This window comes from Flavobacterium sp. PL12 (genome assembly GCF_039123485.1).
GTDB classification, from domain to species: domain Bacteria; phylum Bacteroidota; class Bacteroidia; order Flavobacteriales; family Flavobacteriaceae; genus Flavobacterium; species Flavobacterium weaverense.
Genome location: NZ_JBANDI010000002.1, coordinates 174,927 through 198,085 on the forward strand (window position 1 = coordinate 174,927; position 23,159 = coordinate 198,085).

Sequence of the window (23,159 nt, forward strand, 5' to 3'; positions counted from 1 at the left end):
AAACTATGATCAATAATAGAAATAACAATAATAAAGACAAGAATCCGGTAAAAAGATTCAGTAAAATTTCGATAGGATTAGCTTCTCCAGAATCTATTTTAAAAGAATCTAGAGGTGAGGTTTTAAAACCAGAAACTATCAACTATAGAACTCACAAACCGGAACGTGATGGTCTTTTCTGCGAACGTATTTTCGGACCAGTAAAAGATTTTGAATGTGCTTGTGGAAAATATAAAAGAATTCGCTACAAAGGAATCATTTGTGACCGTTGTGGTGTTGAAGTAACTGAGAAAAAAGTACGTAGAGATAGAGTAGGTCACATCAACCTTGTTGTGCCAATTGCTCATATCTGGTATTTCCGTTCTCTTCCAAACAAAATTGGTTATATCCTTGGTCTTCCATCTAAGAAATTAGACATGATTATTTACTACGAAAGATATGTAGTAATTCAAGCAGGTATTGCTAAAAATGCAGAAGGTGAATCAGTTCAAAGATTAGACTTCCTTACAGAAGAAGAATATTTGAACATTCTTGACACTCTTCCTGCAGACAACCAATATTTGGATGATTTTGATCCAAATAAATTTGTTGCCAAAATGGGAGCAGAGTGTATTATGGACTTATTGGCTAGAATTGATTTAGATCAGTTGTCTTACCAATTGAGACATAATGCAAACAATGAAACGTCAAAACAACGTAAAACTGAAGCTTTAAAAAGATTACAAGTAGTTGAATCTTTCCGTGAGTCTAACTTGAACCGTGAGAATCGCCCAGAATGGATGATTATGAAAGTCGTTCCAGTTATTCCACCAGAATTACGTCCTCTTGTGCCACTTGATGGAGGTCGTTTTGCAACTTCAGATTTAAATGACTTATATCGTCGTGTAATTATACGTAACAACCGTTTGAAAAGATTAATGGAGATTAAAGCTCCAGAAGTTATCTTGAGAAATGAGAAACGTATGTTGCAAGAATCTGTAGATTCACTTTTCGATAATACACGTAAAGCATCTGCAGTTAAAACAGAATCAAACAGACCATTAAAATCATTATCTGATTCCCTTAAAGGTAAGCAAGGACGTTTCCGTCAAAACTTACTTGGAAAACGTGTGGATTATTCTGCTCGTTCGGTAATTGTTGTTGGACCTGAATTAAAATTATCTGAGTGTGGTATCCCTAAAGATATGGCAGCAGAATTATACAAACCTTTCGTTATCCGTAAATTGATAGAAAGAGGAATTGTAAAAACTGTAAAATCAGCTAAAAAAATAATAGATAAGAAAGAGCCAGTAGTTTGGGATATCCTTGAAAATGTAATTAAAGGTCACCCAATATTACTAAACCGTGCTCCTACTTTGCACAGATTAGGTATCCAAGCATTCCAACCAAAATTAATTGAAGGAAAAGCAATCCAATTGCACCCTTTAGTTTGTACTGCATTTAATGCGGATTTTGATGGGGATCAAATGGCAGTTCACTTACCGTTAGGACCAGAAGCTATTTTGGAAGCGCAACTTTTAATGTTGGGTTCTCATAATATCTTGAATCCTGCAAATGGAGCGCCTATAACAGTACCTTCCCAGGATATGGTTTTGGGTCTTTATTATATGACCAAAGAACGTTTGTCAACTCCTGAAAAGAAAATTTTAGGTGAAGGAATCACTTTCTATTCTGCTGAAGAAGTAAATATTGCTTTGAATGAAGGAAGATTAGAATTGAATGCTTCTATCAAAATTAGAGCTAAGCATTTTAATGAAGCAGGTGAATTAGTTTACCAAATCATTCAAACAACTGCTGGTCGTGTATTATTTAATGAAGTAGTACCAGAAGCAGCAGGATATATCAATGATGTATTGACTAAGAAAAACCTTAGAGATATTATTGGTCACGTTTTAAGTTCTACTGATGTACCTACAACTGCAGCTTTCTTGGATAACATGAAAGACATGGGTTACAAATTTGCCTTTAAAGGTGGTTTGTCATTCTCACTTGGAGACATTAGAATTCCAGAACAAAAACCAAAATTAATAGCAGATGCCAGAGAACAAGTTCAAGGTATTTCTATGAATTATAATATGGGTCTTATTACAAATAACGAACGTTACAACCAAGTTATTGATGTATGGACTTCAGCGAATGCTCAGCTTACAGAGCTAGCAATGAAAAACATTAGAGAGGACCAACAAGGTTTCAACTCGGTGTATATGATGCTTGATTCTGGAGCAAGGGGATCTAAAGAACAAATTCGTCAGTTAACTGGTATGCGTGGTTTGATGGCTAAGCCTAAAAAATCGACTGCTGGTGGTGGTGAAATTATTGAAAATCCAATTCTTTCTAACTTTAAGGAAGGTCTTTCGATTCTTGAGTACTTTATTTCTACTCACGGTGCTCGTAAAGGGCTTGCGGATACGGCCTTGAAAACAGCGGATGCTGGTTACTTGACTCGTAGATTGCATGATGTATCGCAAGATGTTATTGTTAATATCGATGATTGTGGTACGCTTAGAGGTGTTGAAGTTTCAGCATTGAAGAAAAATGAGGAAATAGTTGAAACATTAGGAGAAAGAATATTAGGTCGTGTAGTATTACAAGATTTAGTTAATCCTTTGAATAATGAAATCTTGATTCGTTCAGGTGAGCAAATCACAGAAGTTATAATGAAAGCAATTGACGCTGCTCCAATCGAGAAAGTTGAAGTTCGTTCACCATTAACTTGTGAGGCGTTGAAAGGTATCTGTGCTAAATGTTACGGTCGTAACTTAGCTACTGGTAAAATGACTCAAAGAGGTGAAGCAGTTGGTGTAATTGCTGCACAATCTATTGGAGAGCCTGGAACACAGTTGACATTACGTACATTCCACGTTGGTGGGGTAGCGGGTGGAATTTCTGAAGAATCTAGTATCGTTGTTAAATTTGCTGGTAAACTTGAACTCGAAGATTTGAAAACGGTTAAAGGTGAAGACAGTGAAGGTAACTCAGTTGATATTGTAGTTTCTCGTTCTACAGAATTGAAATTAGTTGACGAAAAAACTGGTATTTTATTAAGTACTAATAATATTCCTTACGGTTCAAGTATTTTTGTGAAAGACGGTCAGTCAGTAGCAAAAGGAGATGTAATCTGTAAATGGGATCCTTATAATGGAGTTATCGTTTCTGAGTTTACTGGTAAAATTGCTTACGAAGATTTAGAGCAAGGTCAATCATTCATGGTTGAAATTGATGAGCAAACTGGTTTCCAAGAAAAAGTAATTTCTGAATCTAGAGCTAGCAAATTAATTCCAACTTTATTGGTTTACGGTAAAGACAATGAATTGATTCGTTCTTATAACTTACCAGTTGGAGCCCACTTGATGGTTGACAATGGTGAGAAAATTAAAGCAGGTAAAGTATTAGTTAAAATTCCACGTCGTTCTTCTAAATCAGGAGATATTACTGGAGGTTTACCAAGAATTACTGAGTTGTTAGAGGCTCGTAATCCTTCTAATCCAGCTGTAGTTTCTGAGATTGATGGTGTTGTTTCTTTTGGAAAAATCAAAAGAGGAAACCGTGAAGTTGTTATCGAATCTAAATTCGGAGATATTAGAAAATACTTGGTTAAATTATCGAGCCAGATTCTTGTTCAAGAAAATGACTTTGTAAGAGCAGGTGTTCCTTTATCTGATGGAGCAATCACTCCAGATGATATTTTAAGAATTCAAGGACCAGCAGCTGTTCAACAGTATTTGGTTAATGAAATTCAAGAAGTATACCGTTTACAAGGGGTGAAAATTAACGATAAGCACTTTGAAGTAGTAATACGTCAAATGATGCGTAAAGTAAGAGTTCAAGATCCAGGTGATACTTTATTCTTAGAAGATCAATTGATTCACACTAAAGACTTTATCGTTCAAAATGATAAATTATATGGTATGAAGGTGGTTGAAGATGCAGGAGATTCTGGTGCGCTGAAAGAAGGACAAATAATTACGCCTCGTGAGTTGCGTGATGAAAACTCTTTACTAAAACGTACAGATAAAAATCTTGTTGTAGCTCGTGATGTTGTTACTGCAACAGCAACACCAGTTTTACAAGGTATTACAAGAGCATCTCTTCAAACTAAATCATTTATCTCTGCTGCGTCGTTCCAGGAAACTACTAAAGTATTGAATGAAGCTGCAGTTGCAGGTAAAATCGATTACTTAGAAGGATTGAAAGAAAACGTTATTGTAGGACATAGAATCCCAGCCGGAACTGGTATGAGAGAATATGATAATACAATTGTAGGTTCGAAAGAAGATTACAATGATATGATGGCTAACAAAGAGGAATATATTTACTAAGATATGAGTAACTCTAATCCACAACAAGAGCAAATTAATATTGAGTTAGATGAAAAAACAGCTGAAGGAATTTATTCTAATTTAGCTATTATCAATCACTCATCATCAGAGTTTGTTTTAGATTTTGTTAGTATTATGCCAGGTATTCCTAAAGCGAAGGTGAAATCAAGAATTGTCTTGACTCCACAACACGCTAAAAGATTATTAAAGGCAATAGGTGAAAATATCCACCGTTTTGAAGTCGCACATGGCGAAATAAAAGACACGGAGCAAGCACCGATACCGCTGAACTTTGGTCCTGCGGGACAAGCATAATATTTCAAAAAGGCTTTCACTACAGTGAAAGCCTTTTTTTATGACTTTTTCTAATTAGTTTATATTTTAGATTCCAAAATGATCGTGGAAGTAGTATTATGATCTTTTGTACTATTCAAAATATGGCAAAAAATTGAGTATTTTAAAGAAATGACTTTATTAGCTCTCTACTTTAAAAGCCAGTAATCTTTTCAGATTATTTTACTTCCTTTAAAATAGATTGATTTGTTTACTTATTGATAACGTTTGAATGTTGGCATATAACTTCAAAATTCAGCCCTAATTTGGTGCTTCAACGAGTATAATGGTGCTTTGTCGGAAATATTTTTTACTAATTTACATATGATATACTTTCGCACTTGAAATGGGGTATAAATTATATCTCTGATAGATAAAAAGCTTACTATGAAATATATTTCTTTAAAAACAAATAAAAAAAGTGTCGTATACGGTCTTCTGTTGTTTGTTTTTTTATTGTTGACAAATACTTCTGCTTTTGCACAAACTAGCAATGATATCGCAGTTGACAATGATATAGAAAATAGTTCAAGTGTAAAAACACAATCTACTTCAGCAGTTTCAACTTCTAACAGTGTGAATTTTGTTTTATGGTTCATGGGTACAAAACAAGATCCAAATAGCACAATATCAGTTGAGGGAACAAACACTAAAAAACAAGTCATAACATCTGGTATGGCACCAAATCGTTTATTAATCAAAGCTTTTTTGAAAAAGGCAGTAGATTTAGATACGATGATTGCTTAAAAAGCTTTCGATACAAACATAAAAAAACGCTAATTTATTAAATTAGCGTTTTTTTTTATTTCGAATTGTATCATTCACAATAATGTTCTTAAATAGGTACTATTCAAATTCAGATGTAAAGAACAGTTTTACATTCGGATATTTATTTTGTGTCATTTGGATCGTAAAATCAGAGTCGGCTAGAAATACTAACTGTCCATATTTATCGTGAGCCAAATATTTTTGCTTAATACGTCTAAATTCTTTGAATTCATCGCTTTTAAGATCGTTAGGTTTTACCCAACAGGCTTTATGAACAGGGAAGTTTTCATAAGTGCATTTTGCTCCGTATTCATGCTCTAAACGGTATTGTATAACCTCATATTGAAGTGCTCCTACGGTTCCAATAATTTTCCTATTATTCATTTCTAACGTAAATAACTGAGCAACACCTTCATCCATTAACTGGTCAACACCTTTGTCCAATTGTTTTGCTTTCATTGGATCAGCATTGTTTATGTAACGGAAATGTTCTGGTGAGAAGCTCGGAATTCCTTTAAAACTCATTATCTCTCCCTCAGTTAATGTATCACCAATTTTAAAGTTTCCTGTATCGTGTAATCCTACAATATCTCCTGGATACGATATGTCTACAATCTCTTTCTTTTCCGCAAAGAAAGCATTTGGACTAGAGAACTTTAAATTTTTCTTTTGGCGAACGTGGTAATAAGGTTTATTTCTTTCAAATGTTCCAGAAACAATTTTTATAAATGCTAAACGGTCTCTATGTTTAGGATCCATATTAGCGTGGATTTTAAATACAAATCCTGTCATTTTTTCTTCCTTTGGATCTACTAATCTCGTTTCAGATTCTTTTGCTCTAGGTGATGGAGCTATTTGAACGAAACAATCTAGCAATTCTCGTACTCCAAAATTATTAAGAGCTGAACCAAAAAATACGGGTTGTAATTTCCCGTCTAAATATTCTTGGCGATCAAACTTCGGATATACTTCATCGATCAGCTCTATTTCTTCGCGTAATGTGTCGGCTGGTTTTTGACCAATAATTTTCTCTAATTCGGAGCTTTTAATATCTGAAAAAGCTATTGTTTCTTCAATATTTTTTCTACTATCTCCGCTAAAAAGATTAATGTTTTGCTCCCAAAGATTATAAATTCCTTTAAAGTCATAACCCATTCCTATTGGGAAACTTAAAGGAGTAACTCTAAGTCCTAGCTTTTGTTCAACTTCGTCCATCAAGTCAAAAGCGTCTTTTCCTTCTCGGTCTAATTTGTTAATAAAAACAATGATTGGAATTTTGCGCATTCTACAAACAGCAACTAATTTTTCTGTTTGTTCTTCAACACCTTTTGCTACGTCAATAACAACAATTACACTATCAACAGCGGTTAAAGTTCTAAAAGTATCTTCGGCAAAATCTTTATGCCCAGGAGTATCTAAAATATTAATTTTGTTATTCTTGTAATTAAATGCTAAGACAGAGGTAGAAACCGAAATTCCTCTTTGGCGCTCGATTTCCATAAAGTCACTCGTAGCACCTTTTTTAATTTTATTATTCTTCACGGCACCTGCTTCTTGAATGGCACCACCAAAAAGTAGTAACTTCTCAGTAAGTGTAGTTTTTCCTGCATCAGGATGCGAGATAATTCCGAAAGTTCTTCTGCGTTGTATTTCTTCTAAAAAGCTCATATTTGTATAAATAGGGTGCAAAAGTACTATTTATAAATGCCAATTGAAAAAATAGTATACCTTAATTATAGCGGTCTGCTTTCAAAACCCTTACATGGTTAGCTTTATCCGTTACTAACTGTTATTTGCGATTTGTAAGTCAGAGCTGATTTCATTTTGTAGTGTTGTGTTTTAAAATTTGAACTAAGATTTAACTTTCTCTTTGATAGAACAATCCGAATTAAATTAATTTTTAATTATAAAGTTTAAAACCTTTAAGTTAACTATTTGACCTACAAAATTTAAAAGTCAAATCAGCTGTAAATTTTTAGGAATTTATATAAAGAATTATTTAGAAATGACTCACGATAATTTTTTGTTAATACTAGTTCTTAAACTTGTATTATATAATGGAATTACTATTTTTGTTCGTTTTAAATTTATAGAATATCAGTTCATTGCGAGCATAAAGGCTCTTCGTGTACTTGATTCTTAAAAGTGTATATTTGCCAAAATTATTTTGGTTTTTGCGCAAATTTGGAAAGCTAATAATAACCATGTTTACATTTAATACTAATTATACCAATGTCAATAAATACATTACAATTTAAATCTATTAATAATAGGTTAGCCCTGACTTTTATATTTTTACTTTTCACAGGTTTTATAGCAAGTGCTCAGGAAATTATCAAAGATTCTGTTATTACAAAAACCGTAGTTCAAAAAAAATCTACAGGAAAACTTAAAATTGACGGAGTAATTGCAACAGTTGGAGATTATATTATTTTAGATTCTGATATTGACAAGTCATTTTTAGAAATTTCTGCTCAAGGTGGAACTGTAAAAGATATTACTAGATGTCAAATGCTTGGAAAATTATTAGAAGATAAGTTATATGCTCATCAAGCTATTCAGGATAGTATCGTTGTTACAGATTCTGAAGTTAAAGGAATGATGGAAGAGCGTCTTACTTACATGGTTGACCAAATCGGTTCATTAGAAAAAGTAATTCAGTATTATAAAAAAGATTCGGAAGAAGAATTTAGAAGTTATTTTTCAGACATTTTAAAGGAAGGAAAACTGACCTCAGAAATGCAAAAGAAAATAGTTGACGCTGTTGAAATTACTCCAGAAGAAGTTCGCAATTATTTCAAAACAATTCCGAAAAGTGATTTACCGTTTTTTGGTGTTGAATTAGAAGTGGCACAAATTGTTATTACTCCAAAAGTTTCAGCGGAGGACAAACAAAAAGTGATTGATCGCTTGAATGGTTTTAAAAAGGAAATAGAAGAAGGTTCAAGTTTTTCTACTAAAGCTGTTTTGTATTCTCAAGATCCTGGTTCAAGATCAACTGGAGGTTTTTATAAAATGAATCGTAAAACGCCTTTTGTCAAAGAATTTAAGGACGTTGCTTTTAGTTTAGCGGAAGGTGAAATATCAGCTCCTTTTGAAACTGATTTTGGATTTCATATTATTTATGTCGAAAAAATTAAAGGACAAGAAGTAGAATTAAGACATATTTTATTAGCGCCGACTGTCACTGACGAAGCATTGACTGAAGCTAAAGAAAAAATTACTTTGATTAAGAAAAGAATTGAAGATAAAGAAATTACTTTCGCAGAAGCGGCAAGAACATTATCTGATGAGAAAGAAACAAGAGCAAACGGTGGAGCGTTAATTAATCCAAAAACGCAAGATACTCGTTTCGAATTGACAAAAATGGATCCTGCTTTTTACAGTCAAGTATCTAACTTGAAAACAAATCAAATTTCAGAGCCTATTTTAGATCAAGGTGAAGAAGGTAAAAAGAAATTCAAACTAGTTACTGTAACGAATAGAATTGATGAGCACGCTGCTGACTACGCTAAAGATTACATTAAAATTAAAGATTTAGCTTTAAAGAGTAAGCAAATCACAGCTATTGGTAAATGGTTTGATGAAAAAATAAAAGAAACGTATATTAAAATTATTGGTGAATATAGAGATTGTGATTTCACTAATAATTGGCTAAAAAAGTAATGTTTCATAGTGCTTTTAGCAGTCTTTAACTTCTAAAAAAGTTTTCGTTAAATAAATAAAAAGAGTTAGTTTTATGATTTCATAATGCTAACTCTTTTTAATTTTAAATACCTTATAAATGTCAGACGTAGCAGCAATACAAAACCTAGTTCAAAAGAGAGAAGAGTTAAAAAAAGAGATCGCTAAAATCATTGTGGGACAGGATTCTGTAGTTGATCAGATTTTACTTTGTATTTTCTCAGGAGGTCACGCTTTATTAGTTGGTGTTCCCGGATTAGCCAAAACATTGATGGTGAATACGCTCGCTCAGGCTTTAGGACTTGACTTTAAGCGAATCCAGTTTACTCCAGATTTAATGCCGTCAGATATTCTAGGAAGCGAAATTCTAGATGAAAGCCGGAATTTTAAATTTATAAAAGGTCCAATATTCTCTAATATTGTTCTAGCAGACGAGATTAATAGAACACCTCCAAAAACTCAGGCTGCATTATTAGAAGCTATGCAGGAACGGTCGGTTACCATTGCTGGAGTAAATTATAAATTAGCGTTACCTTATTTTGTTTTAGCTACTCAAAACCCAATTGAGCAAGAAGGAACATATCCATTGCCTGAGGCCCAATTAGACCGATTTATGTTTGCCATCAAGCTAGAATATCCTTCTTTTGAAGAGGAAGTATTAGTAGTAAAGAGAACTACTTCTGATATCAAAAGCACCATTAATCCCTTATTTACTGCTCAAGAAATTATTGATTTCCAACATCTAATTCGAAGAATACCAGTTGCAGATAATGTAATTGAGTACGCGGTGTCATTAGTGAGTAAAACAAGACCTGACAATGCATTATCGAATGAGTTTATTAAAAACTATTTAGATTGGGGAGCAGGTCCAAGAGCATCTCAAAACTTAATATTGGCAGCTAAAGCGAATGCTGCATTTAACGGCAAATTTTCTCCAGATATCGAAGATGTAAAAGCAGTAGCAATTGGTATTTTGCGTCATCGAATTATTAAAAATTATAAAGCCGACGCTGAGGGAATCACTGAAGAAATGATAATAACGAAGTTGCTCTAATTCCACATTCATAACGCACCTAATTGTTTGCCAGGATCAAAGCGATTCATACAAAAATTTATGTATTGTAAAGAATTAAAAGTAATACTGTGAATTTTTTAAAAAATCAATTAAATTTTGCTATTTCCGCATTTTAATGTGATGTAATTCGTTTATTTATAATAATAATATTTCGAAAGCGTTGTTTTATTAAATTCTTTTTAATTTCAACCGAAATAACTAAATTTGCGCATCAAAAAAATAAAAAACACCTAAATATTTTCGGTTCTGTATTTTGAGATGATCAAAGTAATGTGCCTTTTAACATTGAAAAAGAATTCTAATATGAGTATTTATAACGATTATCTTAAAGAAATTGAAGACCGTAAATTACAAGGCCTTCATCCTAAACCTATTGATAGTGCTGAATTACTAAGTGAAATTATTACACAAATTAAAGATGTAAATAATGTACATAGAGAGGAGTCTTTGAATTTCTTTATCTACAATGTCGTTCCTGGAACTACGCCTGCTGCTGCTGTTAAAGCAGTCTTTTTAAAAGAAATTATTACTGCTGCTTCTGATGTAAAAGAAATCAGCAATGCTTTTGCTTTTGAGTTATTGTCTCATATGAAAGGTGGACCCTCTATTGAAGTTTTGCTTGACTTAGCTTTAGGGAATGATGTTGCTGTTGCAAAAGAGGCTGCTGCTGTCCTTAAAACACAAGTTTTTTTATATGACGCGGATACAGATCGTTTGAAAGAGGCTTTTAAAGACGGTAATGTAATTGTAAAAGAAATTTTAGAGAGCTACGCAAAAGCAGAATTTTTCACAAAACTTCCTGAAGTAGTAGAAGAAATAAAAGTGGTGACTTATATTGCTGGTGAGGGAGATATTTCAACTGATTTACTTTCTCCAGGTAATCAAGCGCATTCTCGCTCAGACCGTGAACTTCATGGTAAATGTTTAATTTCTCCAGAGGCACAAAACGAAATTCAAGCGCTACAAATTCAACATCCTGATAAAAGTGTAATGTTGATTGCTGAAAAAGGGACTATGGGTGTTGGTTCATCTAGAATGTCTGGTGTAAATAACGTAGCATTATGGACAGGTAAAAAAGCAAGTCCTTATGTTCCCTTTATTAATATAGCACCGATAGTTGCTGGTACTAATGGTATTTCTCCAATTTTCCTTACTACTGTTGATGTTACAGGAGGTATTGGGCTTGATCTTCAAAACTGGGTTAAGACATTAGATCAAAATGGAGACCCTATTCGTAATGAAAGCGGTGATCCTATTCTAGAAGAAGTATATTCTGTTGCAACGGGCACGGTACTTACAATAAATACAAAGACAAAGAAATTATATAACGGAGAGCAAGAATTAATTGATATTTCTAAAGCATTTACTCCGCAAAAAATGGAATTTATCAAAGCTGGTGGATCTTACGCTATTGTCTTTGGAAAAAAACTTCAAACATTTGCATGTAGTACATTAGATATCGAAGCAGTTCCTGTTTATGCGCCTTCAAGAGAAGTTACAGTAGAAGGACAAGGTCTTACTGCTGTTGAAAAAATATTTAATAGAAACGCTGTTGGAATAACTGCTGGAAAAGTTTTACATGCAGGTTCTGATGTTCGGGTTGAGGTAAATATAGTTGGTTCACAAGACACGACTGGTTTAATGACTTCTCAGGAATTAGAGTCGATGGCTGCAACTGTTATCTCACCAATCGTGGATGGAGCTTATCAATCAGGTTGCCATACTGCGTCGGTTTGGGATAGCAAATCAAAAGCAAATATTCCTAGATTAATGAAGTTTATGAACGACTTTGGATTGATCACTGCCCGTGATCCTAAAGGTGTTTATCATGCAATGACCGATGTAATTCACAAAGTATTAAATGACATTACTATTGATGAGTGGGCTATTATTATCGGTGGTGATTCTCATACAAGAATGTCAAAAGGAGTTGCTTTTGGTGCTGATTCAGGTACAGTAGCGCTAGCACTCGCTACTGGTGAAGCTTCAATGCCTATTCCAGAATCCGTTAAGGTGACTTTCAAAGGAGATATGAAAACCTATATGGATTTCCGTGATGTAGTTCACGCTACTCAATCTCAAATGCTTCAGCAATTTGGTGGAGAGAATGTTTTCCAAGGTAGAATTATCGAAGTTCACATCGGAACATTAACTGCTGACCAAGCGTTTACTTTTACAGATTGGACTGCAGAAATGAAAGCGAAAGCTTCTATCTGTATTTCTGAGGATGATACTTTAATCGAATCATTGGAGATTGCAAAAGGCAGAATCCAAATTATGATTGATAAAGGCATGGACAATCACAAACAAGTACTTCAAGGATTAATAAACAAAGCAGATAAGAGAATTGCTGAAATTAAATCATGTGAGAAACCCGCTTTAACGCCGGATGCAAATGCTAAGTATTATGCTGAAGTTGTTATTGATTTGGATATTATTGCAGAGCCGATGATTGCTGATCCCGATGTAAATAATGCTGACGTGTCAAAACGTTACACACACGATACCATTAGACCGCTTTCTTTTTATGGAGGTGTTAAACAAGTTGACCTTGGATTTGTTGGATCATGTATGGTCCACAAAGGCGATTTAAAAATTCTTTCTCAAATGCTTAAAAATATTGATGAGCAATATGGTAAAGTTGAGTTTAAAGCTCCGCTAGTAGTGGCTCCGCCAACATATAATATCGTTGATGAATTAAAAGCAGAAGGAGATTGGGAAGTACTTCAAAAGTATTCTGGTTTTGAATTTGATGATAATGCTCCAAAAGGTGAGGCAAGAACTGGATATGAAAACATACTGTATCTTGAGCGTCCTGGATGTAACCTATGTATGGGGAATCAAGAAAAGGCAGCAAAAGGGGATACCGTAATGGCTACTTCTACGCGTCTTTTCCAAGGAAGAGTAGTTGAAGATGCTGAAGGGAAAAAAGGGGAATCGTTACTTTCTTCAACTCCGGTAGTAGTTTTATCAACAATATTAGGTAGAACACCTACAATGGACGAATATAAAGCGGCTGTAAAAGGGATTAATCTTACGCAGTTTGCACCATCTCATAAATTATTAGTCAATAAATAATGAGATAGATTAATCAATCATATTTTAAAAGCTCGAGTGATATACTCGGGCTTTTTTTTTAATATTTACTCTATTTTTTGTACCTTGTGTTTTCAAAAGGAATTATACACATAACTTATTTAATATTATGGCATTTGATATAGAAATGATTAAAAAAGTGTACGCCAATATGACAACTCGTGTTGACAAAGCACGTGAGATAGTTGGTCGCCCACTTACTTTAACAGAAAAGATTTTATACAATCACTTATGGGAAGGCACGCCGACTCAAGCATTTACTAGAGGTGCTGATTATGTTGACTTTGCACCCGATAGAGTAGCTTGTCAAGATGCAACAGCCCAAATGGCTTTGTTGCAATTTATGCATGCTGGTAAATCTAAGGTTGCTGTTCCTACGACTGTTCACTGTGATCACTTGATTCAGGCAAAAGTAGATGCGGTAACAGATTTGGCTAGAGCCAAAACGCAGAGTAATGAAGTCTTTGAATTTTTATCTTCTGTGTCTAATAAATATGGTATCGGTTTCTGGAAACCAGGAGCAGGAATTATTCACCAAGTAGTGCTGGAAAATTATGCATTTCCGGGAGGAATGATGATTGGAACTGATTCACATACTGTAAATGCAGGTGGTTTAGGGATGGTAGCTATCGGTGTTGGTGGAGCTGATGCCGTTGATGTCATGTCTGGAATGGCGTGGGAATTAAAATTTCCAAAATTAATTGGAGTTAAATTAACTGGAAAACTTTCTGGATGGACAGCTCCGAAAGATGTTATTCTTAAAGTTGCAGGAATTTTAACTGTGAAAGGTGGAACTGGCGCTATCGTCGAATATTTTGGCGAAGGAGCGACTTCTATGTCATGTACAGGTAAAGGAACAATTTGTAATATGGGTGCCGAAATTGGTGCTACAACTTCTACATTTGGTTATGACGCTTCGATGGGACGTTATTTAAGATCTACAAATAGAGTTGATGTTGCTGATGAAGCAGATAAGATTGCGCCATATTTAACAGGTGATGATGAAGTGTACGCAAATCCAGAAATGTATTTTGATCAAGTGATCGAAATCAATTTAGATGAATTAGAGCCACATTTAAACGGGCCATATACTCCAGATTTAGCAACTCCTATTTCAAAAATGAAAGAGGAGGCAATTAAAAATAATTGGCCGTTAAAAATTGAAGTAGCTTTAATAGGTTCTTGTACAAACTCTTCTTACGAAGATATTGCACGAGCATCGTCAATTGCTAAACAAGTTACTGACAAAAAACTAAAAATAAAGTCTCAGTTTACAATTACACCCGGTTCAGAAGTTGTACGATATACAATAGAACGTGACGGATTTATCGATATTTTTGATAAAATGGGAGCTACAGTTTTTGCAAATGCATGTGGACCATGTATTGGAATGTGGGATAGAGATGGAGCTGAAAAAGAAGAACGCAATACAATCGTGCATTCGTTCAACCGTAACTTCTCAAAACGTGCTGATGGTAACCCAAATACTTTAGCTTTTGTAGGTTCGCCTGAACTTGTAACTGCTTTAGCTATTGCTGGAGATTTAGGATTCAATCCTTTAACTGATACTTTAATTAATGAAGATGGTGAGGAAGTTCGTTTAGAAGCTCCCACTGGAAATGAGTTGCCTCCTAGAGGATTTGACGCTGAAGATCCTGGATTTCAAGCGCCAGCTGAAGACGGATCAGGTGTTGTAGTTTCTGTGAGTAGTAGTTCAGAACGTTTACAATTGTTAGAACCATTTGAACCATGGGATGGAAAAAATATTACAGGAGCTAAATTATTAATCAAAGCTTTTGGAAAATGTACAACAGATCACATTTCTATGGCTGGACCATGGTTGCGTTTCCGTGGACATTTAGATAATATTTCAAATAATATGTTGATTGGTGCAATTAATGCATTCAATCAAAAACCAAATACAGTTAAAAATCAATTGACTGGTGTTTATGATGCGGTTCCTGCAGTAGCACGTGCTTACAAAGCAGCGGGTATCCCTTCAATTGTTGTGGGAGATCACAATTACGGGGAAGGTTCTTCTCGTGAACATGCGGCGATGGAACCTCGTTTTCTTGGTGTTAAAGCCGTCTTAGTAAAATCATTTGCCCGTATTCACGAAACAAATTTGAAGAAACAAGGTATGTTAGGATTAATATTTGCTGACGAAGCAGATTATGATAAAATCCATGAGGATGATACAATCAATTTCTTAGATTTAATTCATTTTGCTCCAGAAAAACCGTTAACGTTAGAATTTGTTCATGCTGATGGTTCGATAGATATTATAATGGCTAATCATACGTACAATGAAGGACAAATCGGTTGGTTTGTTGCCGGTTCAGCATTAAATTTAATAGCTGCTGAAGCATAATTATGTATAGGAACTGAATCACCTGATTTAGTTTGTAATAAATAAAAGTGTTTGATAATTTAAAATCCAGTTTTTTAGACTGTAATTTAAATTATTGAGCACTTTTTTATTTTTTAGATGGAGCTTATCCTGCTCTTCTTTTCAAGCTTTATCATAGCATTGTTATTTCTAAGACTAAAAAGGAGCTTACTCCAATCGCTCTTTTTTGTCAAGAAAAAATACAATTCTATTTCAAAAGGCTTTTCATTTCGATTAGGGCTAACAATTACTTTATGTAGTTTGAAATTCATTTTCGCTTAGTACTAATCCAATCTCCGTAAATATTAGGTATTTTAATTTTAATTTTCAAAACTTTGTTACGGTTACTTACTTGCTTCAAGAAACAGCATTAAAGAACGAAAATGTGGCTATTATATAAGAATTTTTAAAATTTGTGAAACTAAATAGGCGTTTTTTTGATTAATAAGTTTATATTAGCTTTTTTTAAAAATGCACTAGCTTTAGTTATTGATTTAATTTTTTTATCAAATAACAAAGCATTTTTAAGAAACGTGTTTCTTGAACATCTTTCAAGAAATTTATGCTGACGAAATTTAATAATTATATCCCGAAATTGTCAGTTAGAATACCATGGGGTAAGTAATTTGAAATAAATGAATATGAGTTTAAGAGTAATTGTAGCGCTATTTTGTCTGAATAGCATGGTTCTTTTTTCACAGGAAAAAATCACAAAACACACGATATCAAAAGGGGAAACAATCTCAAGTATAGCTGAGAAATACGAAGTAAAGCAAAGCGCAATTTTAAAGTTAAATCCCAAAGCAAAGAACCTATTAAAACTCAATTCTGTTTTATTAATACCAACTACAATAGTTACAAAAAGTAACACAAAAGCAACTACACACCCTAAAGTAGTTAATAATTCATCAAAAGAACACCAAGTTCAAGCTAAAGAAACACTTTACGGTATAGCAAAACAATACGGACTTACAATCAAAGAATTAAATGATTTAAATCCAGCACTTGCTTCTTCTGATTTAAAAATTGGACAAAAAATAAATATTCCTTCAAACTTAATAAACGAAAATCCAGTTATTGCTAGTAAGGAAGTTGCTAACAAACAGGACTACAACCTAAATTCTCCAGTATCATCATCATTTAGTTGGGAAGTGCAACCAAAAGAAACTAAATACTCGATTACCAAAAAATATGGGATTAGTATCAAAGAATTTGATAAAGCAAATCCTGAGTTAGGAGTCAAAGCCCTTAGAGTTGGTCAAAAAGTAAATATTCCTGCAAATGCAGTCGCAGTTGTTGAACCAAAACAAGATAAAGAAATTTTAAAGATTGAGGATAAAGTTTCATTGCAACCTAAAGTGGAATTAGTTCAAAATGATATTAAAATCATTGAAGAAAATAATGCTATTAAAAACACTTTCGTTAGGGAGGTTTTAGCAAAAGAGACGAAATATGCAATTGCAAAAGAATACGGAATTACAGTTCAGGAATTAGAAAAACAAAATCCAGAAATTAAAGGAAAACTTCGTGTAGGTCACAAATTGACCATCACATCTGAGATAGCTATTAAAGAAAATACTGCAATAGCAAATAATACTATTGACATCAAAAACAGCAAGATTGATTTTAATAATTCACAGAAGACAGCGTTTAATCATGATTTTTTAGATCAGTTAATTGAAAATGCTTCAGAAAACATCGGTACTCGTTATAGAACGGGAGGAACATCAAAATCAGGGTTTGACTGTTCAGGTTTAATGTGCACTACTTTTGGTGCGTTTGACATAAAATTACCTAGAACCTCTCGTGAGCAATCAAGTATAGGAACAAAAATAAATACAGAAGAAGCTCAAAAAGGAGATTTAATATTCTTTAAGACTAATGGTAGAAGCCAGATCAATCATGTAGGAATGGTTGTTGAGGTTAATGAAGGAGAAATTAAATTTATTCACTCTTCAGTAAGTAATGGTGTTATTATTTCCTCTACTAAAGAGAAGTATTACCAGAAAAATTTCACTCAAATAAATAGAGTTTTGCAGTAAATCTTAATTTATTAACAAAAAACGCTCCAACATGTTGGAGCGTTTTTTTTTGCTTTTTTTATACTTTAATTTCACCTTCTGTTCCACCCACTAAGTTTGTTCCAGTAACAACTGAAGCAGCCATTTTTATGAAGTTGATCATTTGGTTACCATCGGTATCCCAGAAATAAGCACTTTTTGGTTCAACCTTGATTAATGAAACATTTGGATCTTCTTTTCCTCCTTCAAACCAAATTCCAACTGCCGGTGACCATAGTTCGTCAATCTTGTCGCGATCTAAAACAATTGATGCATGACCATTCACTACTAAATAACTTCCTTTTGGAGGATGGGAGAAAAACAATTGAACGTTAGGATCTTTTGCAATCTCTTTGTTTTTATCACTATTCTTCTGGTCAAAAAACCAAATATTACCTTTATCACATACATGGGTTGCACTCATCGGTCGAGCAGTTGAACCATCATTGTTTTTAATATCAGTACAGAAAAGACACATTGTGATATCTTTTACTAAACTCTTTAATTTATCTATTCCTTCTATCGTGTAATCAGTTCCTTTAGCACTCATAATTATTATCTTTAAAATTAATTCTATATTGTACGTTGAATTACAAAGTTGACAAAGATTCAATGAAAATGAATTATACAATTTATTCTAAATGTTTCATTTTTTAAATATCTGATACTGTGATAAGTGTTTTATCTGCATTTTGGAAATTCCTTATATCTGTGTAGTCGTGTCATTTTAGCTATTCTAACTATTGTATTTTATTGTTGAATAATGATATCGAGAATTAATTCTAATTAATTTTATGTTAATTGTTAATATCACTTAACATTAATAAATTATTTTTGAGTTACTAAATAAAAAATTAACTCTATGAGAAAATTACTTTTTATCGCATTGGCATTTATTGGTACGGCTAACGTGATAGGACAATCGAAAACCGCTTTGTCTTTTAAAGCAGAAATTGCCAACAGAAATACCGATGCTATTAGTTTCTTAGATAGAAATAATGGTAAGGAGGTCAAAAAAATTGAAGTTAATAAGGACGGATTTTTTAAAGACTCTTTTCCTATTGAAGAAGGTTTTTATATGCTTTTTGACGGTAAGGAGTATACTAAAGTTTTCTTGAAAAATGGTTACGACTTAACTTTAAAAATGGATGCTAAACAGTTTGATGAATCTATAGTATACTCAGGAAAAGGTGCTTTGGAAAATAATTTTCTAGCTCAAAATGCTATCGAAGATGCAAAGTATGATTATGATTTACTTTTAGCTTCGACAGAAGATAGTTTTAATAAAACTATAGTAGAGAAGAAAGCTTCAGATTTAAGTGCACTAGAGAATAAGAAGTTTGATCCTAGCTTTGTGATGCTACAGAAAAAGAATATTGAAAATTCATTTGTTGGATTGACTAAATATTACGAGGAAGGTCTTAAAACAAGAAAAATGGATGGTGCAATGTCTCCTTCATTTAATTATGATAATTATAAGGGTGGAAAAACCAAACTAGAAGACTTTAGAGGTAAATATGTTTACATTGATGTATGGGCAACGTGGTGCGCTCCTTGTCGTGCTGAAATACCTTTTTTAAAGAAACTTGAAGAAAAATACCATCAGAAAGATATTGTTTTTTTAAGTCTTTCTATTGATCAATTAAAAGATGTTGAAAAATGGAGAAAATTAATCAAAGACAAAGAATTAGGTGGAGTACAAGTTTTTGCTGATAATGACTGGAACTCTCAATTCATCAAAGACTATAATATTACTGGTATTCCGAGATTTATATTAATAGATCCAAATGGTAAAATTGTAAAAGCCGATGCTCCTAGACCATCTAGCCCAACAATTGAAGCTGAGTTTGATGCGCTATTGAACTAGTGGTAAATAATTGAGAAATAACAAGTAAGAAGAATTTTTAATTAAGATCTATCTATATAAGAAAGCCGCCAAAATTTTATTTTGGCGGCTTTTGTTATTTATTCCCATTACTAATTTGATTTCGAGAGAACCATATTTATGATTTTAATCCAGTCCTCAATAGTTCCAGTGTTTGTATTTATTGCCTCACTGTTATTATTATACGGTTTATACATATTAATATTATCGCGAGAAAACAATCCAACTGTTGGTGTCAATGATGCGCTTGCTAAGTGCATAATCCCACTATCTGCGCCAATAAAAATTTCAGTATTTGCAATCACTGCACAAATCTCTCTCACATCTTTGCTATAAAATGTTGGCGCTTTAAACCCAATTTGCGAAATGTTTTCCACAGGTAAAACTTCGATTATATTATACTGCGGATATTCCTTTAGTAATCGTGCGTAGAATTCTTCCCACCACGATTCGGAGTAGCATTTGTCATCAGTAGCATAAGTGAATATGCTTATGGTTTTTTTGTCGTTTTTTACTAAATCTGAAATGATTTTAGAACCTGTATTAATCTCTAAAGAACTCAATTTCAAGTCTATTGATGGTATAGCATTTTCGTTTTTAGCAAATCCTAATTTAGTTAAAAATGATCTAAATTCATATATAGGGTATTTCGCTATGTGCTCATAATCACTGTGCGCTAATTGCATTTCTTCATCTAATTCGCCAAAAAATTTATATTTGGCATCAGCAAACTGTGCCGATAATCTTCCGGATGAAGAGTTTTTATCGACGTTAATTACTATATCGTACTTCTGATTTTTGATTTTGATCCAAACTTTGAAATAATCAATTAGATTTTTAAATGGTTTTTTAGGGAGCTCAATTATATAGTTGATGTTTTTATAATTTTCAAAGATAATTGGCGCTAAACCACCTTTTACAAATAAATCGATCTTGCAATCCGGAAAAACCGATGCAACATCTTGCACTAGAGGTGTAATTAGTAAAAGATTCCCCAAACGATGATTAGGTCTGGAAATTAAAACCTTTTTTATTTCTATCTTTTGAGATAAATCGATTTGCTGGTTCTTTTGTGAGCTACCTATATTTTTAGTTAAACCGCGGGTTATATTTCTTCGGAATTCATTTATTTTTTTTAAAGCACTCATTTTTTTGGATAGTAGGTTTAGATTTAATACTCGATAGACTTTTCGAAACATGGGATAGTAAAATGCGCTGCTAATTAACTTTTTATAAAAGGATCTATTTTTATCATCGCAAATGTACAATTTAGATTTTAATCAAAAACATGCGACTGCTTATCAAAACTGATGGTGAATTTTATCTTTTAAATAGATATGATTAATTAATTTACTATCAATGAAGATATTTTATCTTTTGTATTTTCCTTTAAATAGAATTACTGTAAATTATAAATAGAATTTGAAAAATGTATATAAATAATGATTCATCAAGCTATATTTGCATCCATTGAATTATAAAAATAAGTAAATTATGAGCACAACAAAACTTACCATTAATCGTAATGGTTCTATTAAAATTGAAGGAGATTTTGAAATTACAGATAGCGAAGGAAACGTTTATGGGTTAGAAGGTAGAAATACTTTAGGTCTTTGTCGTTGTGGAGAATCAAAAAACAAACCTTTTTGTGACGGTTCTCACAGAAATAACTTTGAGCATGATGCTAAAGCATTTGATTTACCGCCAATGAAAACCAAATAAATATTTAAACTTTTAAAATTGGAATCTGCCACTAATTACTAGTTTTCCTATTTCAAAGTAAATATAAATTTATTTCTAAGACGCTATTCGCACCAAAAGTGCGAGAGCGTCTTTTTGATTTTTAGTGCTTTACTGTTATTTTGCGAAAGTATATTTATTTTTTTAATAGTATTTTGAAGACAATTATTAATTTGATTTCTCATTTTAAAAAAAAGTATATCTTTAGCCAACCAAAACCAAAAACTATTATATGGAAGAAAATAAACCAGAGCATTTTAAAAGAGAATTAGGGTTACTAGACGGAACGATGCTCGTTGTAGGATCCATGATTGGTTCAGGGATCTTTATTGTAAGTTCAGACATGGTTCGCCAATTAGGATCTGCAGGTTGGCTTATTGCTATGTGGGTTCTTACTGGTGTGATTACAGTGATTGCAGCAGTAAGTTATGGAGAATTGAGTGCGATGTTTCCAAAGGCAGGAGGGCAATATGTCTATATTAAAGAGGCATACGGAAAGTTAGTTGGTTTTTTATACGGTTGGAGTTTCTTCGCTGTAATTCAAACAGGTACTATCGCTGCAGTAGGCGTTGCTTTTGCAAAATTTTCAGCTTATTTATACGCACCCTTAAGTGATAAAAACATTTTATACGAAATAGGAAGTTTTAAGCTTAATGCTGCGCAAGTTCTCTCTATAATCACCATTATTTTTTTAAGTTATATCAATAGTCGAGGCGTAAAAAACTCTAAAATATTACAAACAGTTCTTACTTTGATTAAGATTGTTTCTTTGGCGGGTTTGATAATTTTTGGTTTCATGGCAGCTAAGGCTGAGGTATGGGATGCAAACTGGACCAATGTTTGGGCTTCACAATCGTTAAATGTAGAAACTGGGAATTGGTTACCAATAAGTGGTATGGCATTAATTTCTGCTATTTCTGCAGCATTAGTTGGTTCACTATTCTCAAGTGGAGCTTGGGAGGGAGTTACCTTTATCGCAGGCGAGATTAAAAACCCTAAGCGAAATGTAGGTTTAAGTTTATTCTTAGGGACAGTTATCGTTTGTGTTATTTACGTGCTAGCAAATTTAATGTATCTAGCAGTTGTGCCTTTGCAAGGGATCGCAACAGCCGAGTCAGATAGAGTTGCCGTTGTAGCGTCGCAATATATTTTTGGTCCGATTGGAACATTTTTAATTGCGGTAATGATTATGATTTCCACTTTTGCTTGTAACAACGGAATGATTATGGCAGGAGCGAGAGTCTATTATACAATGGCTCAAGATGGTCTTTTTTTCAAAAAAGCCGCTCAACTTAATAAGGCGAGTGTTCCAGCTTGGTCGATTTGGGTACAATGTCTTTGGGCTTCTGTGCTGTGTTTGACTGGGAAATATGGAGATTTATTAGATTTTGTGGTTATTGTTGTTTTGATTTTCTACATGCTAACTATATTAGGAATATTCATTCTTCGTAGGAAGTTACCAAATGCGGATCGTCCTTATAAAGCTTTTGGCTATCCTTTTTTACCAGGTTTGTACATTGTAGTATCTACAGCAATTTGTATTGCTTTGTTAGTTGTAAAAACAAGTACATGCGGTTGGGGTGTACTAATAATGTTAGCTGGGATTCCAATCTATTATCTAACGAAAGCTAAAGAATAGTTCCTCTACCTAATTATAAACAATCATCTATTGATATATAGTTCATAAGACAGTTTTATTTTTGATGTATAAATAGTGTCCCGTCCTGAAATAGCGATACACAAAAAAGTATCCTTATGGAAAACCTAGAAGTAAGTCGCTATTTAAAGCGAACCCAAAAAGATTATTCAA

The 23,159-nt window shown here is 33.3% G+C and carries 14 protein-coding genes; 11 read left to right on the forward strand and 3 right to left on the reverse strand.

Translation table 11 applies throughout. The annotated features are described in order from the left end of the window. Positions 1-5: 5 nt before the first annotated feature. The 3 genes from rpoC (at position 6) to RCH19_RS02040 (ending at position 5,399) form a co-directional block, all read left to right on the forward strand. Positions 6-4,319, forward strand: coding sequence for a DNA-directed RNA polymerase subunit beta' (rpoC, locus tag RCH19_RS02030; RefSeq protein ID WP_343021807.1), 4,314 nt, complete (start codon positions 6-8; stop codon positions 4,317-4,319). A gap of 3 nt (positions 4,320-4,322) precedes the next feature. Next, the gene (locus RCH19_RS02035) at positions 4,323-4,634 is read left to right on the forward strand and encodes a DUF3467 domain-containing protein (RefSeq protein WP_121925848.1); all 312 of its coding nucleotides are present in this window, start codon (positions 4,323-4,325) and stop codon (positions 4,632-4,634) included. A 405-nt stretch (positions 4,635-5,039) separates the two neighbouring features. Then, positions 5,040-5,399, forward strand: a complete 360-nt coding sequence (locus tag RCH19_RS02040; RefSeq protein ID WP_343021808.1) for a hypothetical protein — start codon at positions 5,040-5,042, stop codon at positions 5,397-5,399. Between the two features lie 99 nt (positions 5,400-5,498). Here RCH19_RS02040 and RCH19_RS02045 read toward each other — a convergent pair whose 3' ends face one another. Further along, entirely contained in the window at positions 5,499-7,088 is a 1,590-nt protein-coding gene (locus tag RCH19_RS02045; RefSeq protein ID WP_121925850.1) for a peptide chain release factor 3, read from the reverse strand. A 564-nt stretch (positions 7,089-7,652) separates the two neighbouring features. Here RCH19_RS02045 and RCH19_RS02050 point away from each other — a divergent pair. From RCH19_RS02050 to RCH19_RS02070, 5 genes are all read left to right on the forward strand, one after another. Further along, the gene (locus RCH19_RS02050; RefSeq protein WP_343021809.1) at positions 7,653-9,086 is read left to right on the forward strand and encodes a peptidylprolyl isomerase; all 1,434 of its coding nucleotides are present in this window, start codon (positions 7,653-7,655) and stop codon (positions 9,084-9,086) included. 118 nt (positions 9,087-9,204) lie between these two features. Continuing rightward, positions 9,205-10,158 (forward strand): MoxR family ATPase, encoded by a 954-nt coding sequence (locus RCH19_RS02055; RefSeq protein ID WP_343021810.1) that lies wholly within the window; start codon positions 9,205-9,207, stop codon positions 10,156-10,158. A gap of 324 nt (positions 10,159-10,482) precedes the next feature. Continuing rightward, complete coding sequence (locus RCH19_RS02060) at positions 10,483-13,257, forward strand: bifunctional aconitate hydratase 2/2-methylisocitrate dehydratase (protein ID WP_343021811.1); 2,775 nt, start codon at positions 10,483-10,485, stop codon at positions 13,255-13,257. Positions 13,258-13,384: 127 nt separating this feature from the next. Then, positions 13,385-15,646, forward strand: a complete 2,262-nt coding sequence (locus tag RCH19_RS02065; protein WP_343021812.1) for an aconitate hydratase — start codon at positions 13,385-13,387, stop codon at positions 15,644-15,646. Positions 15,647-16,305: 659 nt separating this feature from the next. After that, the gene (locus RCH19_RS02070) at positions 16,306-17,706 is read left to right on the forward strand and encodes a LysM peptidoglycan-binding domain-containing protein (protein ID WP_343021813.1); all 1,401 of its coding nucleotides are present in this window, start codon (positions 16,306-16,308) and stop codon (positions 17,704-17,706) included. 58 nt (positions 17,707-17,764) lie between these two features. Here the strand turns inward: RCH19_RS02070 and RCH19_RS02075 are convergent, their stop codons facing one another. After that, entirely contained in the window at positions 17,765-18,274 is a 510-nt protein-coding gene (locus tag RCH19_RS02075; protein WP_121925855.1) for a pyridoxamine 5'-phosphate oxidase family protein, read from the reverse strand. 312 nt (positions 18,275-18,586) lie between these two features. Here RCH19_RS02075 and RCH19_RS02080 point away from each other — a divergent pair, with 312 nt between their 5' ends. Beyond that, positions 18,587-19,591, forward strand: a complete 1,005-nt coding sequence (locus tag RCH19_RS02080) for a TlpA disulfide reductase family protein (protein ID WP_121925856.1) — start codon at positions 18,587-18,589, stop codon at positions 19,589-19,591. A gap of 110 nt (positions 19,592-19,701) precedes the next feature. Here the strand turns inward: RCH19_RS02080 and RCH19_RS02085 are convergent, their stop codons facing one another. Continuing rightward, positions 19,702-20,757 carry a glycosyltransferase family 9 protein gene (locus RCH19_RS02085; protein ID WP_343021814.1) on the reverse strand — a complete coding sequence of 352 codons (1,056 nt, stop codon included), beginning with the start codon at positions 20,755-20,757 and terminating at the stop codon, positions 19,702-19,704. A 346-nt stretch (positions 20,758-21,103) separates the two neighbouring features. On the opposite strand from RCH19_RS02085, the gene RCH19_RS02090 reads away from it, so the two are divergent. Next, a complete protein-coding gene (locus RCH19_RS02090) occupies positions 21,104-21,331 on the forward strand; it encodes a CDGSH iron-sulfur domain-containing protein (protein ID WP_343021815.1) in 228 nt (75 codons plus the stop codon). Positions 21,332-21,581: 250 nt separating this feature from the next. After that, positions 21,582-22,988, forward strand: a complete 1,407-nt coding sequence (locus RCH19_RS02095) for an amino acid permease (RefSeq protein WP_343021816.1) — start codon at positions 21,582-21,584, stop codon at positions 22,986-22,988. The last annotated feature ends 171 nt before the right edge of the window (positions 22,989-23,159 follow it).